At 68.6% G+C, this 23,682-nt stretch carries 24 protein-coding genes; 8 read left to right on the top strand and 16 right to left on the bottom strand.

Annotation, left to right across the window (positions count from 1 at the left end; all coding sequences use genetic code 11):
- Positions 1-22: 22 nt before the first annotated feature.
- The 3 genes from scpB to trpS all read right to left on the bottom strand — a co-directional run bounded on the left by scpB (position 23) and on the right by trpS (position 3,038).
- On the bottom strand, positions 23-1,024 hold the full coding sequence (scpB, locus tag GTZ93_RS28455; protein ID WP_120580751.1) for an SMC-Scp complex subunit ScpB: 1,002 nt from the start codon (positions 1,022-1,024) through the stop codon (positions 23-25).
- Positions 1,011-1,823: a segregation and condensation protein A gene (locus GTZ93_RS28450; RefSeq protein WP_167548464.1), complete on the bottom strand. Its 813-nt coding sequence runs from the start codon at positions 1,821-1,823 to the stop codon at positions 1,011-1,013. The genes scpB and GTZ93_RS28450 overlap by 14 nt, the downstream gene beginning before the upstream one ends.
- Before the next feature lie 201 nt (positions 1,824-2,024).
- On the bottom strand, positions 2,025-3,038 hold the full coding sequence (trpS, locus tag GTZ93_RS28445) for a tryptophan--tRNA ligase (RefSeq protein WP_139919784.1): 1,014 nt from the start codon (positions 3,036-3,038) through the stop codon (positions 2,025-2,027).
- A 244-nt stretch (positions 3,039-3,282) separates the two neighbouring features.
- Here trpS and GTZ93_RS28440 point away from each other — a divergent pair, with 244 nt between their 5' ends.
- The 3 genes from GTZ93_RS28440 to GTZ93_RS28430 are packed head-to-tail and all read left to right on the top strand — an operon-like array spanning position 3,283 to position 6,224.
- Positions 3,283-4,470, top strand: a complete 1,188-nt coding sequence (locus GTZ93_RS28440; protein WP_126934133.1) for a DUF4388 domain-containing protein — start codon at positions 3,283-3,285, stop codon at positions 4,468-4,470.
- Between the two features lie 4 nt (positions 4,471-4,474).
- Positions 4,475-5,455, top strand: a complete 981-nt coding sequence (locus GTZ93_RS28435; protein WP_139919785.1) for an RNA ligase family protein — start codon at positions 4,475-4,477, stop codon at positions 5,453-5,455.
- 19 nt (positions 5,456-5,474) lie between these two features.
- Complete coding sequence (locus GTZ93_RS28430) at positions 5,475-6,224, top strand: hypothetical protein (RefSeq protein WP_139919786.1); 750 nt, start codon at positions 5,475-5,477, stop codon at positions 6,222-6,224.
- Here GTZ93_RS28430 and GTZ93_RS28425 read toward each other — a convergent pair whose 3' ends face one another.
- Positions 6,225-6,587 (bottom strand): hypothetical protein, encoded by a 363-nt coding sequence (locus tag GTZ93_RS28425; protein ID WP_139919787.1) that lies wholly within the window; start codon positions 6,585-6,587, stop codon positions 6,225-6,227.
- A gap of 379 nt (positions 6,588-6,966) precedes the next feature.
- Positions 6,967-8,223 carry a SitA5 family polymorphic toxin gene (gene sitA5 / locus GTZ93_RS28415; RefSeq protein ID WP_139919789.1) on the bottom strand — a complete coding sequence of 419 codons (1,257 nt, stop codon included), beginning with the start codon at positions 8,221-8,223 and terminating at the stop codon, positions 6,967-6,969.
- 81 nt (positions 8,224-8,304) lie between these two features.
- Between sitA5 and GTZ93_RS28410 the strand changes: the two genes are divergently transcribed.
- On the top strand, positions 8,305-8,688 hold the full coding sequence (locus GTZ93_RS28410; protein ID WP_139919790.1) for a hypothetical protein: 384 nt from the start codon (positions 8,305-8,307) through the stop codon (positions 8,686-8,688).
- Between the two features lie 18 nt (positions 8,689-8,706).
- Here the strand turns inward: GTZ93_RS28410 and GTZ93_RS28405 are convergent, their stop codons facing one another.
- The 4 genes from GTZ93_RS28405 to xerD form a co-directional block, all read right to left on the bottom strand.
- Positions 8,707-9,450, bottom strand: a complete 744-nt coding sequence (locus GTZ93_RS28405; RefSeq protein ID WP_139919791.1) for a glutathione S-transferase family protein — start codon at positions 9,448-9,450, stop codon at positions 8,707-8,709.
- A 62-nt stretch (positions 9,451-9,512) separates the two neighbouring features.
- Positions 9,513-11,429: a hypothetical protein gene (locus GTZ93_RS28400; protein ID WP_139919792.1), complete on the bottom strand. Its 1,917-nt coding sequence runs from the start codon at positions 11,427-11,429 to the stop codon at positions 9,513-9,515.
- A 24-nt stretch (positions 11,430-11,453) separates the two neighbouring features.
- Positions 11,454-12,977, bottom strand: coding sequence for a hypothetical protein (locus tag GTZ93_RS28395; protein ID WP_139919793.1), 1,524 nt, complete (start codon positions 12,975-12,977; stop codon positions 11,454-11,456).
- 291 nt (positions 12,978-13,268) lie between these two features.
- Complete coding sequence (gene xerD / locus GTZ93_RS28390) at positions 13,269-14,204, bottom strand: site-specific tyrosine recombinase XerD (protein WP_139923848.1); 936 nt, start codon at positions 14,202-14,204, stop codon at positions 13,269-13,271.
- A 125-nt stretch (positions 14,205-14,329) separates the two neighbouring features.
- On the opposite strand from xerD, the gene GTZ93_RS28385 reads away from it, so the two are divergent.
- Positions 14,330-14,644, top strand: coding sequence for a hypothetical protein (locus GTZ93_RS28385; RefSeq protein WP_126934139.1), 315 nt, complete (start codon positions 14,330-14,332; stop codon positions 14,642-14,644).
- Between the two features lie 25 nt (positions 14,645-14,669).
- On the opposite strand, the gene GTZ93_RS28380 is transcribed toward GTZ93_RS28385, so the two are convergent.
- The 6 genes from GTZ93_RS28380 to GTZ93_RS28355 are packed head-to-tail and all read right to left on the bottom strand — an operon-like array spanning position 14,670 to position 19,746.
- Positions 14,670-15,656 carry a hypothetical protein gene (locus GTZ93_RS28380; RefSeq protein ID WP_120581578.1) on the bottom strand — a complete coding sequence of 329 codons (987 nt, stop codon included), beginning with the start codon at positions 15,654-15,656 and terminating at the stop codon, positions 14,670-14,672.
- Between the two features lie 23 nt (positions 15,657-15,679).
- Positions 15,680-16,300: an L-threonylcarbamoyladenylate synthase gene (locus GTZ93_RS28375; protein WP_121756135.1), complete on the bottom strand. Its 621-nt coding sequence runs from the start codon at positions 16,298-16,300 to the stop codon at positions 15,680-15,682.
- 52 nt (positions 16,301-16,352) lie between these two features.
- Positions 16,353-17,651: a cation:proton antiporter gene (locus GTZ93_RS28370; RefSeq protein ID WP_126934140.1), complete on the bottom strand. Its 1,299-nt coding sequence runs from the start codon at positions 17,649-17,651 to the stop codon at positions 16,353-16,355.
- Positions 17,648-18,883 (bottom strand): sodium:proton exchanger, encoded by a 1,236-nt coding sequence (locus tag GTZ93_RS28365; protein WP_126934141.1) that lies wholly within the window; start codon positions 18,881-18,883, stop codon positions 17,648-17,650. Before GTZ93_RS28365 ends, GTZ93_RS28370 begins: the two co-directional genes overlap by 4 nt.
- 32 nt (positions 18,884-18,915) lie before the next feature.
- Positions 18,916-19,254 (bottom strand): hypothetical protein, encoded by a 339-nt coding sequence (locus GTZ93_RS28360; RefSeq protein WP_120579666.1) that lies wholly within the window; start codon positions 19,252-19,254, stop codon positions 18,916-18,918.
- Positions 19,255-19,293: 39 nt separating this feature from the next.
- Positions 19,294-19,746: a general stress protein gene (locus GTZ93_RS28355; RefSeq protein WP_120579665.1), complete on the bottom strand. Its 453-nt coding sequence runs from the start codon at positions 19,744-19,746 to the stop codon at positions 19,294-19,296.
- 349 nt (positions 19,747-20,095) lie between these two features.
- Between GTZ93_RS28355 and GTZ93_RS28350 the strand changes: the two genes are divergently transcribed.
- The gene (locus tag GTZ93_RS28350) at positions 20,096-20,806 is read left to right on the top strand and encodes a TVP38/TMEM64 family protein (RefSeq protein ID WP_257979440.1); all 711 of its coding nucleotides are present in this window, start codon (positions 20,096-20,098) and stop codon (positions 20,804-20,806) included.
- Here GTZ93_RS28350 and GTZ93_RS28345 read toward each other — a convergent pair.
- Positions 20,793-21,698, bottom strand: coding sequence for a LysR family transcriptional regulator (locus GTZ93_RS28345; protein ID WP_139921965.1), 906 nt, complete (start codon positions 21,696-21,698; stop codon positions 20,793-20,795). The two genes, GTZ93_RS28350 and GTZ93_RS28345, sit on opposite strands and share 14 nt — an antisense overlap.
- Before the next feature lie 102 nt (positions 21,699-21,800).
- On the opposite strand from GTZ93_RS28345, the gene GTZ93_RS28340 reads away from it, so the two are divergent.
- Positions 21,801-22,451 (top strand): NADPH-dependent F420 reductase, encoded by a 651-nt coding sequence (locus tag GTZ93_RS28340; protein ID WP_139921967.1) that lies wholly within the window; start codon positions 21,801-21,803, stop codon positions 22,449-22,451.
- A gap of 144 nt (positions 22,452-22,595) precedes the next feature.
- Positions 22,596-23,648 (top strand): alpha/beta fold hydrolase, encoded by a 1,053-nt coding sequence (locus GTZ93_RS28335; RefSeq protein ID WP_139921969.1) that lies wholly within the window; start codon positions 22,596-22,598, stop codon positions 23,646-23,648.
- Positions 23,649-23,682 lie beyond the last annotated feature (34 nt).

The following is a 23,682-nucleotide window of genomic DNA, read 5'->3' as shown; positions in this document are numbered from 1 at the left end:
GCCTTCTTCCAGTTGCCGCCCATCACTCGGGCTTGGGGCCCTCGCTATCACCCTTCTCGGGCGAAGGGGGGCTTTCCAGGATGCTGGCGCTGACCTTCTGGCTCCGCTCCGCGGCGGCCATGGCCTCCTCCAGTTCCTCCAAGGCTGCCTCGCTGGCCGCCTCGTTCTTCTCCATCCGCTTCGTGAACCCCGGGTCCGACAGCGCAGCCACCGTCCCCGACGCCACCGGTACCGGCGGAGCCGCCTCCTTCTCCACGATTTCCCGGTGCTCCTGGGTCAACTCATGGAATTCCCGGAGCGTGGGCAGCGCGGAGAGGTCCTTCAGCGCGAAGAACTCCAGGAACTCGCGCGTGGTTCCATAAAGAATGGGGCGGCCGACTTCTTCCCGCTTGCCCAGGATTTTCACCAGCTTGCGGTCCATTAGCGCCTTGAGCACCGCGCCGCAGTCCACGCCGCGGATGTCCTCCAGCTCCGGCCGGGTGACGGGCTGGCGGTACGCGATGATGGCCAGCGTCTCCACCGCCGCGCGGGTGAGCCGCTGCGGCTTCACCCGGAGGTAGCGCCGGACGTACTCCGCGGAGTGGGGGTCCGTGCGGAACTGCCACCCGCCCGCCACCTCGTAGAGGACGACGCCGCTGATGCCCTCGCGGTGGATGCCGGAGAGCTGATCCAGCGCCTGGAGGATGGGATCCCTCGGGATGCCGGTGGCCTGGTAGAGCTCGTCCACGGACAGGGGGCGCTCGGCGACGAAGAGCACGCTCTCCAGCACCGTGCGGATGCGGTCCGGGGAGAGGTTGCGGCTCTTGGCGAGCAGCTTCTCGAAGGAGGACTGGAGGTCCGGGACGTTCTCGGTGTCGTCCGAGTCCTCCTCGATGGCGGCCGCCTCCACCCCGTCCAGCTCCGCGTCGTCCGGGCCAGGGCCGGTGACCGCGGCGATCTCCTCCTCGGAGAACTGTCCGGGGCCGCCGGGCGTGCCGGGGGCGGGCGTCTCGTCACCGTCGTCGGGACCGTTACCGGTAGTCACTCTCGTCGACCTCCGTGGGGATGAGCTTTTCCAGCGCGTCCCCGTTGGGCGTCACCTGGATGGGGCCCAGGGGCTCCTCCTGGAAGACCTTGATGAGGCGGCGCTTCACCATCTCCAGCATGGCGATGAAGGTGATGACCACCTCCTGGCGCGTGGCCGCCTCCGTGAACAGCGCCTCGAACACCACCTGCCCGTCCTTCTTCACGCGCTCCGCCAACCGGAGGATGGCCTCGGACAGGCTGACGCGCTCCAGCACCACCTCGTGCTGCACCTTGGGCGTCAGCCGCTCGAGCACCCGGTCGAGCGCCTCCACCAGCTTCAGGACGGAGATCTCCTGGAGCCCCACCTCGTCCTCGGGGATGGGGACCGCCTCCACGGGCACCTTCCGGGCGAACACGTCCCGGTCCAGGATGTCCTGCTTGGCCAGGTGCTCCGCGGCGTCCTTGTACTTCTGGTACTCCAACAGCCGGCGCACCAACTCCGCGCGAGGGTCCTGCGCCTCCTCCACCGCCGCGAGCGCGTCCGCCCCTTCCGGCACCTGGGCCGCGTCCTGCCGGGGCAGGAGCATGCGGCTCTTGAGGTGGGCGAGCGTGGAGGCCATCACCAGGAACTCCCCGGCGATGTCCAGGTTCAGCTCCCGCATCCGCTCCAGGTACTCGAGGTACTTGCCGGTAATCAGCGCCAGCGGGATGTCGAAGATGTCAACCCGGTGCTCCTTGATGAGATGGAGCAGCAGGTCCAGGGGACCTTCGAAGTTGGGCAGCGCCACCCGGAAGGCGTCTCCGGGCGTGCGCGGCAATCCCTCCCCGTCGGGGTCCGGCGGGAGGTCGTCCGGCGGTGGGGGCTTGCGACCTTCGCTCACCGGCCGGCGTCCTTCTGGGGGGATGGGAACTTCGTCATGCGTAAGGGTCCGAATTTCCGGCCTTTACGCGCGCCGGGGGGACAGACCTCCTTAGCAATGCCTCCCAGGGGGGTCAAACATTTGAACAGGAACGGGCGTTCAGGGGATTCCCACTGCCCGCCTCACCTGGTCCATCAGGCGGGTGGCTTCCGCCCGGGCGCGGTTGGCGCCGTCCGCGAGGATGCGCTCCAGCTCCCCGGGGTCGTTGAGCAGTTCCTGCCGGCGCTGGCGGGCGGGGCCGAAGGTGACGTGGAAGGCCTCCAGGAGCTTCTTCTTGAAGTCGCCGTAGCCCTTGCCGCCGGCCTTCCAGGACGCGTCCACGTCGGAGAACTCGCCGGGCGGGAGCATCAGCTTGAGCAGGTCATACAGCGGCGCGTCCACGGTGGGCTTGGGCGCGTCCACGGGCGTGGAGTCCGTCTTGATGGACATGATGCGCTTCTTGATGTCCTTCTCCTCGCCGAACAGCTCCAGCGTGTTGCCGTAGGACTTGGACATCTTCTGTCCGTCGATGCCGGGCACGGTGGCGGCGTTCTCCTGCACGAAGGCGGACGGCAGCTTGAGGATGCCGGGCGCGTGGCCCCGCTCCTTCCCTTCCGGATCCGCCGGGTCGTAGCCGGGGACGTACTGGGTGTTGAACTTCACGGCCCAGTCGCGCGCGAACTCGATGTGCTGGATCTGATCCTTGCCCACCGGCACCTGATCCGCGCTGTAGAGCAGGATGTCCGCGGACATGAGGACGGGGTACGCGTAGAGGCCGAAGTCCGCGCTGATGCCGCGGGCGACCTTGTCCTTGTAGCTGTGGGCGCGCTCCAGGTGGGCCTGGGGCACCACGGTGCCGAGGATCCAGTTGAGCTCCAGCACCTCCTTCACGTCACTCTGGCGGAAGAGGACGGCCTTCTTCGGATCCAGGCCCAGCGACAGGTACGTGAGCGCCGCGTCGCGGGTCAGCTCCAGCGCGAGCTTCGGGTCCCGGACGGTGGTGAGCGCGTGGTAGTTGGCGATGAAGTAGTAGGCCTCGCCCTGGTCCTGGAGCTGCACGAACTGCCGCATCGCCCCGTAATAGTTGCCGATGTGCAGCTTTCCGGACGACTGGACGCCTGAGAGAATCCGCATCGCGATTCGTGCTCCCAATGACGGGTGGAGGACACGGCTCGTTCGCACACCCGCCGTCATGCTGCAACCTTCCGTTGGGACAGGTGAGCCCTTCCAATGCCTGACACTCGCGCGCCCGGCATTTCTGGAACATTTCGTCCGGGCAGGAAAATACCAGCAGTTTCAGGGGGTTGAGAGGGCTCAAGTCTCCCAGGTACCCTGGCGGCCGGCGCAGCATGCGACGTGCCTTGGAGGGCGCCCACGGATGGAAGCGTTCACAGGAAACCTGGCCAGCTACCGGCTCCAGTTGGTGTTGCCCCCGCTGTTCGCGACGCCTGGAGTGGAGGGGACGCTGCGGGTGGAGCGGGGCGCGGTGCGCCGGGAGTTCTACCTGCGGGACGGGCACCTGGTGGGGGTGGCCTCCACGGATCCGAGGGAGCATCTGGCGCAGGTGCTGGTGAACCTGCGCATCCTGGACGCGCCCCGAGCGGCGGCGGCGTTCGAGGCGGCGGAAGGCGCGAACCTGCCCTACGGCACGTTCCTGGTGCAGCGCTGCTTCGTGGAGCTGTCGCAGCTGACGGAGGCCATGGAGCACAAGGCGCGCGAGGCGCTGTTCGACTGCTACGCCTGGGAGTCGGGCGAGGTGGAGTTCACGCCGGGGCTGCCCCTGTCCGGGCGGGCGGTGGGCCTGCGGCTGCCATTGAGCACGCTGCACCGGGACGCGGTGGCGAGGGTGCAGGAGTGGGCGCAGTTCCGGGACATCTTCCCGCGCCTGGACACCACGTTCCGGGTGTTCCGCGAGTTCGCGGTGGAGACGTTCTCCGAGGAGGAGGACGTGCTCCTGGACCTGGCGGCCGGAGGCGCGACGCTGGGCGAATTGCTGGCGAGCGCGAGGGAGGCCCCGCTGTTCGCGGCGCGCTGGGTGCTGCACCTGTACCGGCGGGGAGCACTGGCGCCGCACCGAGCGACGGGCCTCACGGTGGGCGAGTCCACGGAGTTCACGGAGCTGCTGGCGCTGGTGCGCGCGTTCCTGTCGTCGCGCAAGTACGACCTGGCGGTGGCGTTGGCGGCGCAGGTGCTGGAGCGGGGGCCGGTGCCGGAGGCGCACGCGTTGTACCGCGAGGCGGAGGTGGGGCTGACGCTGGCGTTGAGTGACGCGCTGTTCGCGTTGGACGGGAGGCTGGTGTTCGAGCCCATTCCCCGCCCTGCCCCGGCGGATCTGACGGCGGACGACCTGTATCTCTATTCCAAGCTGAGGGGCAGCCGGAGCATCCGTCAGGCGTTGCGCACGGCGGCGATGGGCGAGCTGGCCGCGTCACGGTCCGTGGAGCGGCTGAGGGCCGCGGGGCTGATCCGCGTGGCACCGGTGGCGCCTGGTACGCCGGAGCCGGCACCGAGGCGGACGACGACGGATCCCTACGGTTTGAATCTGGGGGACCTCGGCGGAAACTGAGGCCATGCGCTTCCGACCCTTCCTGAAGATGTCCTCCGCGGGTGATGCACGGGGGCAGGCCAGTCCTTCCGGGAGTTGGGTGGCGCTGGAGAAGCTCCATGGCGCGCAGCTCGTCCTGGGCGTGCAGGACGGGGCGGTGCACTTTGGCAAGCGCAAGGCCTGGCTCGAGGAGGGAGATTCCTTCTTTGGATGGCAGCTGTTGCGCCTGTCCTTGAACAACGCGGCGCTGGAGGCGGTCCGGACGCTGGGGCTCACCGACGCGCGCGTCTATCTGTACGGAGAGCTGTTGGGAGGCCGCTATCCCCACCCGGAGGTCCCGGCCGTGCCTGGAATGATGCCGGTCCAGACGGGCATCTGGTACGCGCCGGGCCTTCACTGGGTGCTGTTCGATATCCTCGTGGCCCGGTCGGACGAGGACGAAGGGGTGATGCTCTCGCATCGCGAGGTGGAGACGGCCGCGAGGGCCGCCGGGGTGCACGTCCCTCCCCTCGTGGCGCGAGGAACCCGGGCGCAGATGGAAGCCGCGCCCACGCGAGCGCTGACGCGGCTCCCGGCGATGCTGGGCCTGCCGCCGTTGGCCGACAACCATGCGGAGGGGCTCGTCATCAAGAGTGAGCAGCCCGTGTCACCGGGGCATCGCGTCGCCTTCAAGCGGAAGATCGAGGAGTTCAACGAGGCCCGCTTCGACGAGAGCACGGCCTGGGATGCCCACCAGCGGCTGTCCTTCACGGACCTTCAGGACTGGTCCTCACGGCTGGTGAATCCCGCGCGGATTGCCAGTGCCCTCTCAAAGTGCGGGCGCGATGATGCCGAGGCCGTGTTGAGCGAGGTGGAGCTGGATGTCCGGGTGGACCTGGAACTGGCCTTCCCCACCGCGTGTCAGTCCCTGGATCCGGCGAGCGAGGAGCGCCTGTCCGCGCATGTTCGTGAACTTGCCCGGCCGCTCATCCGGGAGGCCTTGGATGCCGCCTTGAAGTCCGAATGACGCTCCGCCAACGAAAGCCGTGATCGCGCCGGACCTCGGGCCGCACGACCAGGTGCGCGCCCTGCTCGCGCGTGGCTGTCCGCGACAGGCCCGGGCCTGTGCCGAGCAGCTCGTGGAGCGAGGTAATGATCCGCTCGCCACGGCGCTGCTCGCGGACGCGCACTTCGCGCTGCGAAGTTTCGACACGGCGTCGCGGCTCTATGCGCAGTGGTTTGACGGAAACACCCGGTTGGACGCAGCCCGCGTGTTGCGCCACTACATCACGCCCCTGCTCCAGCAGGACTTTGGCGAGGGACACCGTCAAGTGCGGCGGGCCTCCATGCGCGCCGCCAAGGCCTCACGACTTTCCGAGCCCGAGGAACGGAGGGCGGGCCTTCGCGAAGCCCTCCAGTTGGATCCACTCTGTGGAGACGCGTGGACGCACTACACGCCGCTCGTCGCGGAAGAAAACCCGGAGCAGTGCGCGAACGAGTGGGTGGCAGCGGTATCCCTCGCGGGACACCTTGATGTGCGCCACCACATCCAGGCCCTGGCCCTGCTGACGCGGGACTCCAGTGAGACGGCCGCCGTGCTCCGGCTCGCGGTCCTCCGGATCGCACTGGACCAGTATGGAGAGCGCTTCTTTGAAGAACTTCAGCGCCAGGATCCCGGTGCCAGCATCGGGGGCTCGGCCAGCTACCTTCAGTATTTGCGCATCACGGTGGACGCCGCGCGGCAGGTCTTCCCGGATGCGGAACAGGAGCCCGTTCCCCGCGCTGTCGGAACCTGATCAGGGGAACTCGAGCGTGCCTTCGCGCCATGCCTTGAGGACGTACTCCGCACGGAACCCGAGGAGTCCGGGACGCTTCGCGAGCCAGAGCAACGTCGGCTCGCCAAGCTCGGGAGCGAATTCCAGGCCATGGGCCGCGACGTGCATCCGGAGAGTTTCGTCCTCGCTCTTGAGCAGGGGGATGAGCTGGGACAGCGCATCACGGCCCCGAAGCTCCTGGTAGGCCCCCATGATCTTGTCGTTCGCCCGGTTGGCCGACCGAGAGTCGGCAGCCTCCAGCGCTTGTCCGTACGCGACTGAGCCCTCCGCGTACCAGCGGACGAGTTCTTCGATGCTGGCCTTCTGGAACTTACGGGCACTCAAGGAACGACTCCGTAGTGCATTCAGGGGAACTTGAGCGTGCCCTCGCGCCATGCCTTGAGGACGTATTCCGCATGGAGCCCGTTGAACCCAGGGCGTTTCGCGATCCAGAGCAAGACCGGTTCACCATGCTCGGGAGCGAACTCCAATGCATGGGCGGCGACATGGGTTCGGACAGTTTCGTTGTCGCTCTTGAGCAGAGGGAGAAGCTGAGACGCTGCACCACGACTCCGAAGCTCCCGGTATGCCCCCACGATCTTGTCGCTTGCGCGATTGGCGGACCGCGAGTCCGAAACATCAAGGGCGTGTCCATACGCGACTGAACTCTCCGCGTACCACTGGACGAGTTCATCGATGCTGGCCTTCTGTAACCTTCGGGTGCTCAAGGAACGGCTCCAAATAGCAGGAGGGTCTTCATTCCGAAGTCCGTTTGGGCCTGGAAGGACTGAGTGCTCAACCATTGCCTTACGGTCTGCGTTCCGGAGAGGACGGGGATTTTCGATGAATAATACCTGCTGATTTGTTGGTGGACGGATTCGTCGATAGCGATCACGTTCTCGGTGTTGTGCAGGGCATGGGGACCGAAGCGCCGCACGTTACCGTCCGTCTGCTCGACGATGTGGTGCCACTGCTTTCCTGGCCCTGCGGGTCCTCGGGCCCGCTTGAGGCCGCTGAAGGAGTTCCAGGAGCGCGCCCCACTTGGTGTGGTGCTGGCCGGATGCTTCGCCGCCATGGCGACGGCCGTGGACGGCAGCACGAGCGTGATGACGCCGCCCGAGACGGACACCGCCCTCACCTGCTCAAGGCCCGCGACGTTGATGCCCACACGCGAGGCCCCTGCCGCGCCTCCCGGGAAGTTCGGCAGCGTCGCAACCCGGGCCGCCAGCAACGACGCGCCACCCGTCATGCCATGGCTCACCGCGACCGTGACCGCAAGGACCAGGACTCGCGCGATGGATGGCCCTACCCGGGCCGCGAAGCGCTGGCCAGATGCATCCAGTTCCTTCCAGGTGGTGGCCCCGTCCGTCGCGAGCTTCAGGTCCTGGCTTGCTTCAATCAGCTCCAGGAACGTCTCCGCGCCCAGGTAGATCAGCAGCAGCGCCGAGATGACCGCGGCGGCCTTGGTGAAAGCAGGCTCGGGATTCGCGGCCAGTGCCGCCCAGGTCACGAGTCCGGTGGCGATCACCGAGTAGAAAAGCTGCGGAGCCAGGGACTCCTCCACGGCCCTGGAGATGATCTCCTTGAGTGAGTCCAGGGACAGCGCGAGCGCCACGCCGAACTTGTCCCAGTCACTCAGCCCCATCACGTCTTCGAGCAGCGAGATGCAGTCGCCCCTACGAAGTCCCGGCTCGCAGAAGCCCCCGAAGGCACGGTCCGACACCTGCGGCCCTCGGGAGTAGGACGCGCGGACCCATTCGCCTGGCCGTGAGGCCTGGAGGCGCAGAGGTGTCACCAGAACCAGCTCGGTCAGTGCCTTCTCGAAGGCACCCTCCCCCACGGTCACGGCCCGGATGGGAGAAGGCGGGCTGTACTCGATGGGTGCACCTTCGCCGGTATCTAGCCGCACCCTGCCCCTTGGGGTGGCGCACGCGCTGAGCAAGGCGAGGATCAGGACAGCGAGCTGGACTCGAAAGGCCATGGACCCCTCCGGGTCCACTCCCTAGCGTGAGGCTCGACCCGAGGGGAAGCCCGGTGGGTATTCGAAGAAAGGAGCACGCGGATGGACCCAGCGGCCCGTGAGCGGATCACCCTCGTGGAGGTGCTCGAACGGACGGCGCCCTTCCCTGTCTTCACCGCCACCCTTCAGGCCGCGGTCCAGCGTCTGGAATCCGAAGGCGTGAGCAGCCTGCTCAGCATCCAGTTCCACGCCCGGCCCGACGACACAGAGGTAGGAGCCGTCATCACGTTCGCGGACTCGCGCCAGGTCATGGAGCACATCCGGAGGATCTCCGGGTGGCCGGAGTTCAAAGCGCTCCTCGGCGTCGCGAAGCCCGTAGACGTGCGCGTCTATGGTCGGCTCGGCGAGGAGGCGCACGCCTGGCTTCGGACCATGAACGTCGTGAGCAAGGTCTTCGAAAGTCCCGTGGCCGGCTTCGTCCGGTGAGCCGGCCACCAGTCGCCCTCAGCTCGCGGCGCGCAGGGGCACGTTCGCGATCCGGGTCGCCACATCCACCCGCCCGAGCCACGCGCGCAACCGCTCGCGCCGATCCACCTCCGCGCCCTGCCAGGGCGTAAGCGGCGTCCGCAGGCTGTGCAGCTGCGCGAACAGGGCCAGGTCCGCCACGCTCAGCGCCCCTGACAACCAGAAGCCCTGCTCCGGCGCCCGCGCATCCAGCTGATCCAACAGCGCCCCGAACCGGCGCCAGCAGGCCTCCGGGCCCGCGCGCCAGACATCCCTCGCCACCAACCGCTCCACCTGCTTGCGCCGGATCAGCGTCGGAACCACCGCGCGCACCGGCGCCGGCATGAAGTGGAAGAACGTGGCGCGCGTCCGAGGCCAGTTGCGGTCATCCGCCCAGCGCGCCGCGACCAGGAAGCCATTGAGGGACGTGTCCGCCAGCTCCTCCCAGAGCAGCGCCTCTGGCGACGCGTCGATGCGGCCCGGCGCCAGCTGCTGGATGCGCGCGAGGATGGCCGTGGAGTCCGGCACCGCCTCCGCCCCCACCAGCAACACCGGCACCTGTCCCGTGGGATTGTGCACCCGGTGCGAGGCCGGGTTGTCCGCGCAGCCTCGCGCGTAGGGCAGCCCCGCGTACTTCAGGGCCCGGTGGGCCTTCAGGCAGAACGGCGAGTAGCTCTCGACGCCAGGCAGGCCGGTGTCGGCCAGCTCCAGCAGGGTCAGGGGTGGCAAGGCGTTCGGGGTCATGAAGCCACGCTATGCCCCCGCTGTGACAGCCGTCTGTCAGGATAGTGTGAAGGCGGTCCGGCTCAGTCCTCCCGGAGGATGTCTGCCCACTTCAGGGTGGAGATCTCCTCCTGGAACGGAGCGAGCATGAGCTTCCGGTAGTCCATCACCACCTGGGTCATCTTCGTTTCGAGGAACGTCCGGACCTCTTCACGGATCCTGAAGTAGTCGTCGATCCCCTTCAGTGCTTCCCGGATGTCCGCCATCTCGTCCCCGGTGTAGCCGTTGGTGAACTCCTCGCGGGTCCGCACGCGCATGAGGAAGTGCGTGAGCTCGTCCGCGACGACCGGGGGGATGAACTCGTGGTGCATGGCGATGAAGGCGGCGATCTCGTTCTTCGTGCCGCCCAGGAAGTTGACGTTCTTCGGATCCAGCGAGGCGCCGCTCAGGGTGTTGCAGTACGCCCGCATCACGTCCTTGAGCGCCGCCAACTGGCGCACGTCCGCGACGGATTGGATCTGATAGTTCGTCAGGGGCTTCAGCTTGCTCCCGAGATTTCCCTGGGGCGAGACCAGCATGAAGGAAGCCGCGCCCAGGACGTCGATGCGGCATCGCTCCGAGAACCTCTTCCGGAGCCCGATGGCGGCCTCCTTCACGGCGTTCTCGCGGTGCGACAGGCTCCGGAAGAGCCAGCCTTCGTCGCAGATGAGCTCCAGCTCTGACTCGTCGACCCCCCGGCCCTTCTGCTTGAGGAGGTCGCTGCTGACCAGCAGCTTCGCCACCCCCGAAGGGCTGTCATTCACCTCCTGGCCGATGCAGTAGACGTAGATGTCGACGTCCTGGATGTCCGTGACGAGCGTCTTCTTCTTCGTGATGACCTCGTTCTCGCCCTTGCCCGCCTTCTCATCCTCCAGCGAGTAGGCCTGCACGCGGAGCTGCGTGCTGCTGGAGCTTGCGACCTCCGCCAGGCTCACCCCCTTCTTGAACTCCGACGTGACGGACTGGTTCACGTAGGTCCCACTCTTGGCGAGCTTGGGCGCGTGCACGAGCAGGGAGTTGGCGAGGATGTTCACGCCGGACCGCACCAGCCAGTGCACCTCATGGCCATAGCGGATGGCCTGTTCGACCGCGTCGATCGCCGCGTTCCCACCCTGGACGACGATCCGCTTGCGCTTCTTCCCGTTCACCACGAGGAAGCGCATGAGCTGATCCATGTCCATGATCCGCCGGTCCCGCTCCCACCCCTTGGGGACCTTGATGCCGTTGGCCTCCGTGGGCTTGAGGTAACTCCCGTTGCCCGTCATCAGGAGCAGCTCGCGGGCCTTGATGGGGTCACGCACCTTCTCGGACTTCATCGGCGTGAAGGTGATCTCGAAGTGCGCCTTGTCCTCGTCGTCGTCCCGCTTCCACTCGATCTTCGTCACGTTGCCCCAGACACGGGTCAGCCCCCGGTTCATGGCGCGGCCGATGACGTTCAACCACTCGTCCTTGAAGCTCTCGCGGGTCGTGTAGCCCTGGGACTGCTCGAACAGGACCTCCTCTCCGCCCACGGAGTCACTTGTGCTGAAGACCTTCTCCCACTCGGCCTTCACCGTGCTCCGGGACTGGGTGTTCTTGAAGGAAGAGAGCGGCCGGGTGCTGATGACCTGGCGGGTGTGATTGACGACGTAGTTGCCGCCTCGCCCCGTGTACCGGTCGTTCTTGCCGATGTGCCACGGATTGCTCATGCCGATGAGCACCGTGTTCTTGAGCACGGCGCGCTCGGACGTGAGGTCCAGGAGCGACTTGTCCTCCGGGGCCTTCTGCATGTCGATGTCCTTGTCACCGACGAACAGCAGGTGCTTCAGCGCCTTCCTGCGAGCCTCCTCGTTCTTGATCTTCCCGAACTGCTTCTTGAACTGCTCCCGGACGTCCGACGTGAGGTCGGACCCCATGCGCGCATCGAGGTAATACATGGCACCGCCACCGGCGCCGATGATGGCCTTGTCGAAGATGGACATGGGGTCCTCCCGGAGGTCACGGGCCTACTGGCCGTTGTACTTGAGGTCGCGCGGGTTCACGGGCTGCGTGCCACGGAGCAGGTCGACGGCCTCGAAGGCCCTCATGCCGCTGTTGCCCTGCGTCGCCGCCTGCCACGCGGGCAGCGACTTGAAGGCGAACACCATGTCGAAGTCCATGGGCACCGTCCCGGGATCCAGCGGCACGTTGCCCGGGTTGTCCTGGAACCACTTCATCCAGGCCGCGGAACCGGGCTGCTCGAGGACCAGCGCGTCGCCCACGACCGTCGGCGGCATCGTGGTGGTGGGCAGCAGGAACGTCTTCATGGGCCACTCCGCCACGCTGTGGCAGCTCATGCACGACGAGGCCTGCACGGCCGGCACGATCTGCCCGTTGAAGGAGGCCGGTGCCACCACCGCGCCGTCGTTCGGGCCGGACAGACGGCCACCCCACCCCAGCGTCGCCGTGGAGTACGCGGGCGCCGCGGGGTTGATGACCGTCTCCTGCAGCGGCGTGCCCGGGTTCAGCGTGGAGTTGACGTTGGGATCATCCCCCCACATCGCGCCCAGGGGGATCATCTTGTCCCAGGGACTGCCGGGCACTCGCATGTCGTAGACGAGCGTGGAGAACACCCAGCCCGTCTTGGGCGCCGTCTTGGTGTCCTTGACGATGATGTCGAACTGCATGATCGACGCGTTCATCGTCACCGGCTTCGCGCCCGTGGGCCCGTTGGGCGGCGGCACGTAGACGGGCCACAGCGACGCGCCCTGCATCACCGGCCAGTCCTTCGCCAGCGCGCTGGTCAACGCCACCTTGATGACAATGGACCCTTCCGGGAACTGCGCGGACGTGTTGGTGAGCGTGGGGCTCATGGCCGTCTTGCCCCACACCTGCCCCAGCGCGGACGCCGCCACCTTGTCGTAGTAGGTGAGCACGTACGTCGTCATGTCGACCTTGAGGCCGGACGCGGCGAAGGTGGCCGCGGGGAACTCGGAGCCCACGTACGTGCCGTGGATGCTCTCACGGATGGAGGCGAGCCACGGCTCGTTGTACCAACCCTCCTTCGCCGCATCCCACCGGGGATAGTTGTAGAGCAGCGTCTGCATGGACGGCGCGATGTAGGCCTTCAGCGCGTTGACGTACGCGAGCGCGTTCGCCTTGGAGATGGGCTGCCCCCTGAGCGCGGCGATCCACGGCGGATTGGCGGGCGGCGCCACGGGCGTTTGCGGATAGTCGTGGCTCAGGCTGAACATCGGGCCCGAGTACTGCCAGGACGGCGGAATGCTGCCGTTGCTGTCCGCGAAGGGGTTGGCGTTCACGGAGTTGCGCTCGAACGCCTCGCGAGCCGCGGCGAACGGCGTGCGGGCCTTCACGGGCTCCGCGGGCGCGGTGGCGGAGACCGGCACCACGTTGGCGGTGGGCGCCTTCTTGGGCGGAGACTTTGATTCCGCCGCGTCGGCCTCCGGCACCTTGCAGCCGGAGAGGGACAGCGCCACGCAGCCGGTAAGGCTCAGGACGCCTGACATCAGGGATTGGCGAGAACGCTTCATGGACGAGCAGACCTTCGTGGGCCACACCGCGCCCGAGTGGGGTGGTACGCGAGACCGTGCGACAGGGCGGCGGACCCGCTGTCCGCCGCGTCCGCCCTGCACTGCATGCGGCGATCCACTTCCCAGGAATGCGTCGTTTCCTCTGCGAGCCGGCTTCGGCGGCACGCCCACCCGCTCGAAGCGCGTCTTCACCGCAAGCGATTGCGTTCGCGCGCGACGCACGTACCGCCCCCCTCCCCGCGGTCCAGGGTCCCCCTCACCCCGTGAAGGATGACGGCTCGACTCCCGGCGTCACGGCGCGGATGGACGCTTGCGCGCGGAGGGCTTGGGCTTGAACGCGTCGCTGCGCGGGTGGAACTCGTCGTACACCTTGCGCAGGCGGGCGCCGTTGACGTGCGTGTAGATCTGCGTCGTCGCCAGGTCCGCGTGGCCCAGCATCTGCTGCACCGCGCGCAGGTCCGCGCCGCGCTCCACCAGGTGCGTGGCGAACGAGTGGCGCAGCTTGTGCGGCGACAGCGGCTTCAGGATGCCGGCCTTCAACGCGTAGCGCTTGAGCAGCTTCCAGAAGCCCTGCCGCGTGAAGCCCTCCCCGCGCGGCGTGACGAACAGAGCGTCCGCCTGGCGCTTGCCCAGGAACTCCGGCCGCGAATGGGCCAGGTACTCCTGGACCTTCTCAATCGCCACGCGCCCCAGCGGGACGATGCGCTCCTTGGAGCCCTTGCCCCGGGTGACGAGGTAGCCGGACGTGAGCTGCACGTTGTTGAGCTCCAGCGTGCACAGCTCCGTCACGCGCAGGCCGGTGGCGTAGAGCACCTCCAGCATGGCCTTGTCGCGCAGGCCCGTGACGGTGCGCTCGTCGGGCGCGGCGAGCAGCTGCTCCACCTCCTCCAGCGTGAGGAACACGGGCAGCTTCCGGGGCGACTTCGGCGTGTCCACGTCCTCCGTGGGGTCCTTGTCCGCCAGCCGCTCCGCCACGAGGAAGCGGTGGAAGACGCGCAGCGCGGCCAGATGGCGCGCCTGGCTGCGGCGCCCCAGGCCCCGCTTGCCCAGCGTCACCAGGTGCGCGAGCACGTCCTCCTGTTTGACGCGCGCCACGTCGTCCTTGCCGCGCGAGCGCAGGTCCTCGAAGTACACGGTGAGGTCCGCCGCGTAGGCGTCCACCGTCTTGCCGGACAGGCCCCGCTCCGCGCGGATGAAGGCGATGAACGCGTCGAGCAGTCCTTCCATGGTCCCCGGAGGCTACCGGACGCGCTCCCGAGGGCAACTCCCTGACGGCCCCACCCGTCACGACGTTGCCTTCACCCCGGGAAGCGGTCCACCCTGCCGCTTCCCACACTCGAGGAGTGACGAAGATGCGTGCACAGGCATGGATGTGGATGGCGGTCCTCACGCTGGGCAGCGTGGGCACGACGGCCCTGGCGCAGACGCCCGCGCCCGTGGCGAAGGAGCAGAAGACCCGGACGGGCAAGGTGAAGAGCGTCAGCCCGTCCAGCATCCAGCTGGAGGGCACCACCGCGGATGCCCCACCGCTCACCTACGTGGTGGACACGACGAAGCCCCAGCTCACGCAGACCCTCCAGGGCATCCGGGCTGGGGACTCCGTGAAGCTGACCTACGCCCCCAACGACGTGGGCGCGAAGGTCGTCACGGACGTGCAGAAGCAGTAGCGCCTGTCGGCGGCCCCGGGCGCCTTCAGGCCTGGGGTTCCGCCGAGGCCTCCTGGGCGTGCGCGCGCTCCAGCGCCTCCACCACCCAGGGCCAGCCCACCAGGATGTTGCCCGGCGAGCGCAAGCACGCGTCCGCCACCGCCAGCACCTCCGCCGGCCGCGAGCGCACCGCCAGCGCCAGGTGACGGCTCAGGAACGGGTGCGGCAGGTAGCTCAGGTTGTGATGCCTCACCGGCACCCAGCGCAGCGTGGGCTTCCCCGTGAAGCGCTCCACCGCGTACGCCACCGCCTGCGCCAGCACCTCCAGCGCGTAGAACGGCAGCCGGAACGCGCACATCAGGAAGGCCACCAGCGCGCTCGCCGCCACCGCGCCCGCGAAGGACACCGTCGAGGCGCTGCTCCACACCAGCATGGGCACCAGGCTGGTGGCGATGGCCGCCACCTGCACGTTGCGCACGGAGGGACCGCGCCCGCTGGACAGGCCGCCAATGCTCCCCGCGGACAGGCCGGACACGATGCCCAGGCACAGGCCCACCGTCATCGCCGCCGCGCCTCCATGCTCCGGACCGAAGGCACCGCCCGCCGTGGCGTGCAGCCCCGCCAGCATGGACACGCTCGCCAGCGAGCCCAGCAGCACGCCCGACGCGAGCCCCGACACCAGCGCCACCACCAGCCCCACCGCGCTGCACAGCCCGGCGGAGACCAGGTACACGCCCCGCATCGGCACGCCCATCAGCCGCAGCCCCAGCCCCGCGAGCACCGTGAGGAGGGGCGACAGCACGACGAGCAGCAACAGCATCCGCGCCACGAAGGCCCCGGCGGCGCGGCCTCCTTCGGCTTGTTCTCGCCACAGCTGCCCGATGCGGCCCGCGGGCGAGCGGATGCCCGCTTCGCGCAGCCGGTAATGCAAATCAATGGGACGGAGCACCAACAGGCCCAGCAGCGCGAGCGCGCCCGGCACCCGCTCCGGTGAGTCGACGACAGGCGTTGCTGGTAGGTCCCCCTCAGCCAAGGCTTCCCCCTCTGGAATGGATTTCAGGACTCCAGACTACCCTTGCCTTGCCTCAGGATTTCAAGCGTATCGCCTATCAGTGAAACCACCGTGGACGGCTCGTTCAAAGTGACGCCTCCGTCAAGAATCAAATCCAGCCCATGCCCCAGCGCCGTCTTGATATCCCGAGCGTCCGAAAGAACCGTACCGTCGGTATGGGTTGCCGACGTGGTGATGAGCGGGCGGCCGAGCGCTTTCGCCAGCTCGCGGGGCAAGGCAGCGTCCGGCACTCGCAGGCCCACCTGCTTCTGCTTCGTCATCATCACCTCTGGCACCAGGCGTGTGGCCTCCAGGATGAAGGTGAAGGCACCCGGGGTGAGCCCCTTCATGGCGCGGTAGGCGAAGTTGCTCACGTGCGCGTAGCGGGCCACGTCCGACAGGTCCGGACACAGCAGTGACAAGGGCTTCTTCTTGTCGCGGCCCTTGAGCTGGTACAGCCGCTCAATGGCTTTCTTTGCGTTCAAATCACAGCCGATGCCGTAGTACGTGTCCGTGGGATAGGCGATGAGGCCGCCCTTCTCCAGCACCTCCACCGCGCGTGCGATGTGGCGGGGCGAGGGGTGTTCCACGTCCACCTCGAGGATGGGAGCGACGGCGGCGGGCATGACGGGAGGCTCCTGGAAGAGGCCACCCCCGGGGTGAGGGGGTGTGCCCCCACTATGCGCCGCCGCCCGCCTCCTCCGCACGGATTTCGCCACTGCCCATCAGCGCGCGCCGGGTGAGGACGGGCCCCACCAGTTCGTGCGCGGTGATCATCGCGATGATGAGCACCTCCACCTGCGGCCCGAAGGTCGGGAAGGTGCGCGACACCAGCGCAGCCAGGCCGAACGTCACGCCCGCCTGGGAGATGAGCCCCATCCACAGGTAGCGCTTGAGGCGCGGGTCCTCCGCGGGCGCGAACCTGCGGCACGCTCCCCAGATGGCCAGGCCGCGCAGCGCCACGAGCAGCAGCGCCGCCGGTCCCACCGTCACCAGCGTGTCCAGCCGCAGCCCCGCCCCCGCCGCGGCGAAGAAGAGCGCGAACACCGGCAGGCCCGCCTGGTTGATGGCGTGGTGGATGCGCCGGCCCTCGCGCTCGTCCAGGTTCGCGATGAGCGCTCCGGCCGCCAGCGACACCAAGAGCGGCGACAGGTGCAGCCGCGCCCCGCCTTCCGCCGCCGCGAACGACAGCCCCACGAGGAACAGCGGCAGCTCCCGGTTGACGCCTCGCATGTACAGGAGCATCGCCACGGCCAGCAGGCACCCGACCGCCACGGAGCCGAACAGCTCCCACCCCACCCCGCCCACCAGCGCGGGCAGATCCAGGCCGCTGCCGAACGTCGCGCGGGTGACGCCCGCCGCCAGGCCGAAGGCCACCATCACGAACAGGTCCCCGATGATGACCAGCGCCATCAGGAACTCCGTGAAGGAGCCGCGCGCGGACGTCTCCTGCACGATGGCGATGGTCACCGTGGGGGAGAACGACACCACCACCGTGGACATGAGCGCGCTCACCGCCAGCGCCTGCGGCACGCTCATGGGGGTCAGGAACGGCAGCACGGGCTTGAGCGCGAACGTCGCCGCGAAGCACACCGCGAACGTCAGCCCGCACACCGTCGCGCAGAGCAGCGCCACGCGCGCGCCCACCCGGCGGATGAGCCCCAGGTGCAGCTCCGTGCCCGCGACGAGCGCGATGAGGCTCACCGCCAGGCCCTTCACCAGCTCCAGGCCCTTCACGCCCGCGTTGGGGATGAAGCCCAGCGCGTACGGCCCCACCGCCACGCCCACCAGCAGGTAACCGGTGAGGCGCGGCAGGCCCATGCCCTTGGCCACCTTGCCCGCGAACAGGCCGCACAACAGCAGCGCGCCCGCCGCCAGCAGCACCGGCGTGCCCGCGTCCGCGCGCACCACCTGCGCCTGGGTGATGGCCGCCAGGAGCCCCATGAGCAGCAGCAACCGGAAGATGGACCCCTTCACGCCACCACCCCCGCGTCACCCTCGGGAGGTGTGTTGCGCGAAGTCGTGGCCCTGGGCTCCGCTGCCAGCACGTGCCGGAAGGCTCCGTGCGCGAGCATCTCGTTGACGACCGCGCCCACCGCCACCACGTCCAGCACGCGCTGAGACAGCGAGCCCGGCACCAGCATCACGTACTCGGCCACCAGGCACAGCGCCAGGCCGCCCTGGGAGATGAGCGCGTAGCCGAAGCGCGGAGGCAGGTCCAACACGCCCGCCGTGAGCCGCTGCGCGAAGCGTCCCCCCAGCACCTTGCCCAGGAAGCGCAGCCCCACGAACGCGGGCAACAGCGCCCAGGCGGACATGTCACGCGCGTGGATGTGGCTGCCCACCAGGAACACCAGCACCAGGTACGTGGGCCGCTCCACGCGCGAGAGCGCCCGCGCCACCCGCTCCGCCGTGCGCCCGCCCATCAGCGCCAGCGTCGCGCCGCACGCCACGCCCGCCAGCAGCGACGACAGCCGCAGGTACGCCGCCGCGCCGCCCACCAGCGCCACCATGCCCAGCGTCACCGTGGTCTGCTCCGCCAGGTCCTTCAGCGAATACGTGAGGAACGCCAGCAGCGCCCCGCACGCCACGCCCAGCAGCAGCGTCAGGCTCAGGAGACCCAGCCCTTCCGCCGCGTTGCCGGTGACGCCCAGCACCAGGCCCAGCGCGAGCACGCCCAGGCCCACCGCGTCGTCCATCATCGTGAGCAGCGCCACGCCCAGACCGCGCGCGCGCTCCATCCGTCCGTTGCGGTAGCCCAGCACCGCGAAGTGGCCGGAGGACAGGCTCGCCGCCGCGCCCAGGAGCGCCGCCGCGCCCACCGCCATCAGGGGCCTGAGGCCCATGGACAACAGCAGCGGCACGGACAGCGGCAGCGCGACGAAGAGGAACGCCGTGCCCGCGTGCGCGACCGCCGCCGCGTACACGGGCCGAGGCAACAGCCGCAGCAGGCGCGGCTCCAGGTTGAGCCCTAGAAGCACGCCCCCCGTCCCCAGCCCCAGCGCCACCAGCGGGCGCAGGGACTCCAGGTTGCCCACGGTGAGCACGCCCAGGAGGGACGGGCCCAGGAGGGCCCCGAAGATGAGGAACATCAGGCCGCTGGCCGCCAGCTGTGCCAGCGCCGGGAAGCGGCCCGGAGCCAGGAGCGACCGGCTGGACGCGAGCAGCGACAACGCCGCGACGATGAGAAAGACGAGCAGCGCTTGCACGCAACGTGCTTACACCCGTGCGCCCCCGCGCGTCATCCACGCCGATGCGTGGGCGCCGCCAGGACAGGCAGGGCCACCAGGCGACCCATGGGTGGGTCGTCCGCGTCCATCTCCAACTGCACGCGCTGGAGCATGCGATCCAACTCCTCCTGCGGGAGCGCGGGCAGCACGCTCACCAGGACGATGCGGTCCTCGTCCGCGCCCAGCGCGAGGCTGCGCAGCCCGGCGAACACCGGGACCTCCGCGGACAATGCCGCGGCGGCGCTGCGCGCTCGGATGACCATCGGTTCCGGGATGCCAAACTCCCGGAGCCGGCGGATCGCCCGCTCAGTCGTCTCCACCTGTTCGAGGAACGTGATGACCAGGTACACGCGGCCGTCATACCGGAAGACCGCGCTTCCTGTCCCCCGTTACTCGTTGCCACCCGGCTGCGCGGGCTCTTCCGGCGGCTTCACCGGAGCGGAGGTGCCCTCGGCCGCGGGGGCATTCCCGCCGGCGGCCTGGCTCTCCATGGCGGCGCGGGCGGCGCGCTTGCCCTCTTCAATCAGCTTCTTGACCTTCTGCCCGCCCTTGCGGCCGATCTCCTCATAGAAGTTCGGCCCGCGGGTGGCCTTGACGCGGTCGCCACCCTTCTTGCCGATCTCCTCGTAGAACTTCGCGCCGCGCTCGGCCTTCACGGTCTCGCCGCCCTTGCGGCCGATCTCCTCGTAGAAGGAGCGTCCGCGCTCGGCCTTCACCGTCGCTCCACCCTTGCGGCCAATGGTCTCGTAGAACTCGCGACCGCGCTCGTTGCGGACAGTCTCGCCGCCCTTACGCCCGGCCTCAGCCACCGTCATGCTGCCCTTGTTGTCCTTGTCCGACATGTCCGTGTCTCCTCTCGTGACTGACCAACCCCGTCCGCGCCTTGGTGTCCCTTGCCTGAAACCTTGGGACGGAAGCGCCCCGATGCAAGCAAGCTCCGTACACCGCCAGCCGTTCTCTCCTGACATTGCATGCATAATCCCCAAGGATTTCGCGCGCTTGTCAGGCCTGCTGGGCATCCGGCCGGGACGGGTGATTGCCCGGCAGGACGCTCTCGTTGTTCACAACAATTCAGTCCACGTTGCCGATTCCCTGCTCGGATCCCACCTTGTGCGCAACGCCTGACACATGTGCCCGCGGGCGGTGGGGGAGGTTCTTTTGGCGAGTGTCAGGAACGGACTGAAGACCTGGTTGCGAATCCTCGCGCCCATGGTCGTCTCCATTGGCGGTCTGGTGATGCTCCGGCTGTTGGGGCCGGACTTCATCGATCAGCGCACCATCCGGGAGTTGCTGTTGCCTCTGGGCGACTACGCCCCCCTGGCGTACGTGGCCTTCCTGGCCGTGCGGCCCCTGACGCTCTTGCCAGGTCAGGTCCTCACCGCGGTGGGCGGCATGATGTTCGGGACTCTCGCCGCCACCCTCTATTCACTAACGGGCAGCTTCCTGTCCGCCACCCTGCTCTACTTCGTTGCTCGCAAGCTGGGCACGCGGCCCATGCAGCGGCTGTGCGGCAGCAAGTACCCGGCTATCGCCAAGGCGGCGCGGCGGCACGACTTCCAGTTCGCGTTCCTGGCGTGCCTCAATCCGTTGTGCCCCACGGACATCATGCTGATCGCCGGCGCGGCGAGCGGCGCGCGCTTCTGGCCGTCCGTGCTGGGTGTCGTGCTGGGCACCATCCCGGGCACCTTCCTCACCGCGCAGTTCGGCAGTGGCCTCGCGCAGGGCCGCACGGTGATGACCGCCGTATCCGCTGTGGGCATGGTGGTGTCGCTGGTGCTGGGCGTCATCTTCGGCCGCCGGTTCTACAAGGAGGTCAACGAGGCGTCGGTGGAAGTTCCCACGCCCGAAGCGGAAGCCCCCCGCGGCCTGCCCGCCGCGAAGGAAGCGCTCACCACGCCGTGACGGCGCGCAGCTCCTCCACCAGGTGCTGGAGGAGCGCGCGGACGCGGGGCACGGACTGGCGCCCTGGCAGGCACAGCGCGTGGACCGGAGGCCCTTCCGCGGCGTACTCCGCCAGGACCTCCACCAGCGCGCCCTCGCGCAGCCGTGCATCGCTCATGAAGTCCAGCACCTGGCAGAGCCCGGCACCCGCGGCGGCCAGGTCCAGCAGCGCCGGGCCGTGATCCACGTCGATGGCCGCGCGCGTGCGCACCACTCCGGCCTTGTCGCCACCGGGTGATTCACGGAAGTGCCACTCGCGGGTGATGCCGCGCGGATCCACGAACTTCAGGCACGCGTGGCGCTCCAGCAGTGACGGGTGCTCCGGCGTCCCGTGCCGCGCCAGATAGGCCGGCGACGCCAGCGTCATCCATCGCGTGGAGAACAGCCGCCGCGCCACCAGGCTGGAGTCCTCCATCCCGCCCACGCGGATGGCCACGTCGACCTGCTCCTCCACCAGTTTGCTGAGCCGGTCGCTCATGCGCACGTGCAGCGTGAGCTGCGGGTGGCGGGCCTGGAGCCGCGCCAGCCGGGGCAGCAGCACGGGGCCCAGGATGAACGGCAGCGACACCGTGACCGGTCCTTTGGGCGCGCGGTGCGCCTGGGCCACCGTCTCGCGGGCGGCGCGGATCTGCGCCACGGCCTCTCGCGCCCGCTCCAGGAAGGCGACGCCTTCGGACGTGAGGGCCACCTGCCGGCTGGTGCGCTCCAGGAGCCTGGCGCCCAGCTCCTCCTCCAGCTTCCGCACCGCCTTGCTCACCGCCGCGACGGTGACGCCCAGCCGCTCCGCCGCCTTCCGGAAGCTCCGCTCCTCCGCCACGTGGAGGAAGGGCAACACGCCCGTGAACAGGTCCATGGGCCGCATTGTCAACCCAGGGTTGATGATGGTTCAACCTGGACGTGCTCACGGTCGTCCGGGTTGACGATTAGGGTTCACCCCACACGAAAGGGAGTCCTCATGAAGATCGCGATCCTGGGTACGGGCATGGTGGGCGAGACGCTGGGCAGCAAGCTGGTGGCGCTGGGCCACGAGGTGCGCATGGGCTCGCGCACGCCGGACAACGCGAAGGCCGCCGCGTGGGTGAAGAAGTCCGGGGGCAAGGCTTCGCAGGGAACGTTCCGGGACGCCGCCGCGTTCGCGGAGCTGATCTTCAACTGCACGCTGGGCAATGCCTCGCTGGACGTCCTGAAGTCCGCGGGTGAGGAGGCCCTGCGCGGCAAGGTGCTGGTGGACGTGTCCAACCCGCTCGACTTCACCAAGGGCATGCCGCCGGTGCTCTCCACGCCTCCGGATGACTCGCTGGGCGAGCAGCTCCAGCGCGCCTTCCCGTCGCTGAAGGTGGTGAAGACGCTCAACACCATGAACTGCGAGGTGATGGTGGATCCGTCACGGGTGCCGGGAGATCACGACGTCTTCGTGTCCGGCAACGACGTGGACGCCAAGGCCCGCGTGAAGCAGCTCCTCACGGAGGGCTTCGGCTGGAAGCACGTCATCGACCTGGGCGACATCACCACCGCCCGCGGCACCGAGGCCTTCCTCCCGCTGTGGCTGCGCCTGTGGGGCACGTTTCGCACCGGCGACTTCAACATCCACGTCGTGAAGCGCTGAAAACCATGCCGGGTGTCTGGAATTGACCAGGCGCGTCAGGCACGGGATGTGGATTGCGGGGCCATGACGCGGGGGAACGCAACTTCCCGGGCAAGGAGCGGATAACCTACCCAAACCCACTTCCCCCGGTGGTTGGAGGTTCTCATGAGCACGATCGACCGCACCCGTTCCCTCGCCGTGCCGTCCTCCACTTCGAAGACGGCCGCGGAGCCGCTCGCGAAGAAGCCGGTGGCGCATCAGCCCGCGTTCCAGAAGTCCTCCTTCGAGCAGTCGCCGTCGCGCGCCGCCACGGCGAACCTGGCGGGCGCCGCGCCTGCGCAGAAGAACGGGCTGTTGGGCGGCCTCATCGACGCGGCGGTGGGCGGCATCAAGGACATCCCCCGCTTCCTGCAGATGGGCGCGGACGTCTTCAACGCCACCACGGTGAAGGAGATCACCAGCCTGTTTGGCGGCGCGAAGCCGGACCGCGCGCAGGACGGCATGTTCGTGGGCGCGGGCGGCAAGGTGCTTCCGGCGACGACGAAGCTGGGCGACGTGCCGGGCATCACGCCGAAGAACAACCCGAACCCGGACAAGACGATCCTCTACGTCAACGGCATCATGACGCCGACGGCGGGCCAGGTGAACGAGATGCAGGCGCTGGCGGACAGCTCCGGCGCGAAGGTGGTGGGGATCCACAACGCGACCGAAGGCCTGGTGAAGGACCTGGGCCAGTGCGTGACGGACAAGCTGGACAAGGGCAAGAACCCCGCCGTGGACACGCTGGCGGACACGCTCTACTCGGAGCTGAAGGCCGGCCGCGACGTGCACCTGGTGGGCTACAGCCAGGGCGGCCTCATCACCGCGCGAGCGCTGAACGACGTGGCGAAGCGGCTGCGCGTGGAAGACGGGCTGTCCCCCGCGCAGGTGGAGGCGAAGATGAGCCACCTGCAGGTGGAGACCTTCGGCGCCGCGTCCACGAAGTACCCGGACGGCCCGCAGTACGTGCACTACGTCAACAACGCGGACCCCGTGCCCACGCTCACCGGCCTGGGCGGCGACGTGGATCCGCTGGCCTTCCTGAAGGACGCGGGCAAGGGCGCGGTGGTCCACCGCTTCACCGACGGCAACCTGAACCCCATCAGCAACCACATGCTGGACACGCTGTACCTGAAGCACCGCGTGGACTTCGACCAGGCCCGGCAGAACCAGTTCTAGTTCCAGGGCCCCAGGCGCCGGGCCGCGGCTAGGA

The sequence above is a fragment of the Corallococcus exiguus genome (assembly GCF_009909105.1).
Lineage (GTDB): Bacteria > Myxococcota > Myxococcia > Myxococcales > Myxococcaceae > Corallococcus > Corallococcus exiguus.
The sequence above is the reverse complement of the archived record's forward strand: the minus strand, read 5'-3'. Positions and strand labels throughout refer to the sequence as shown.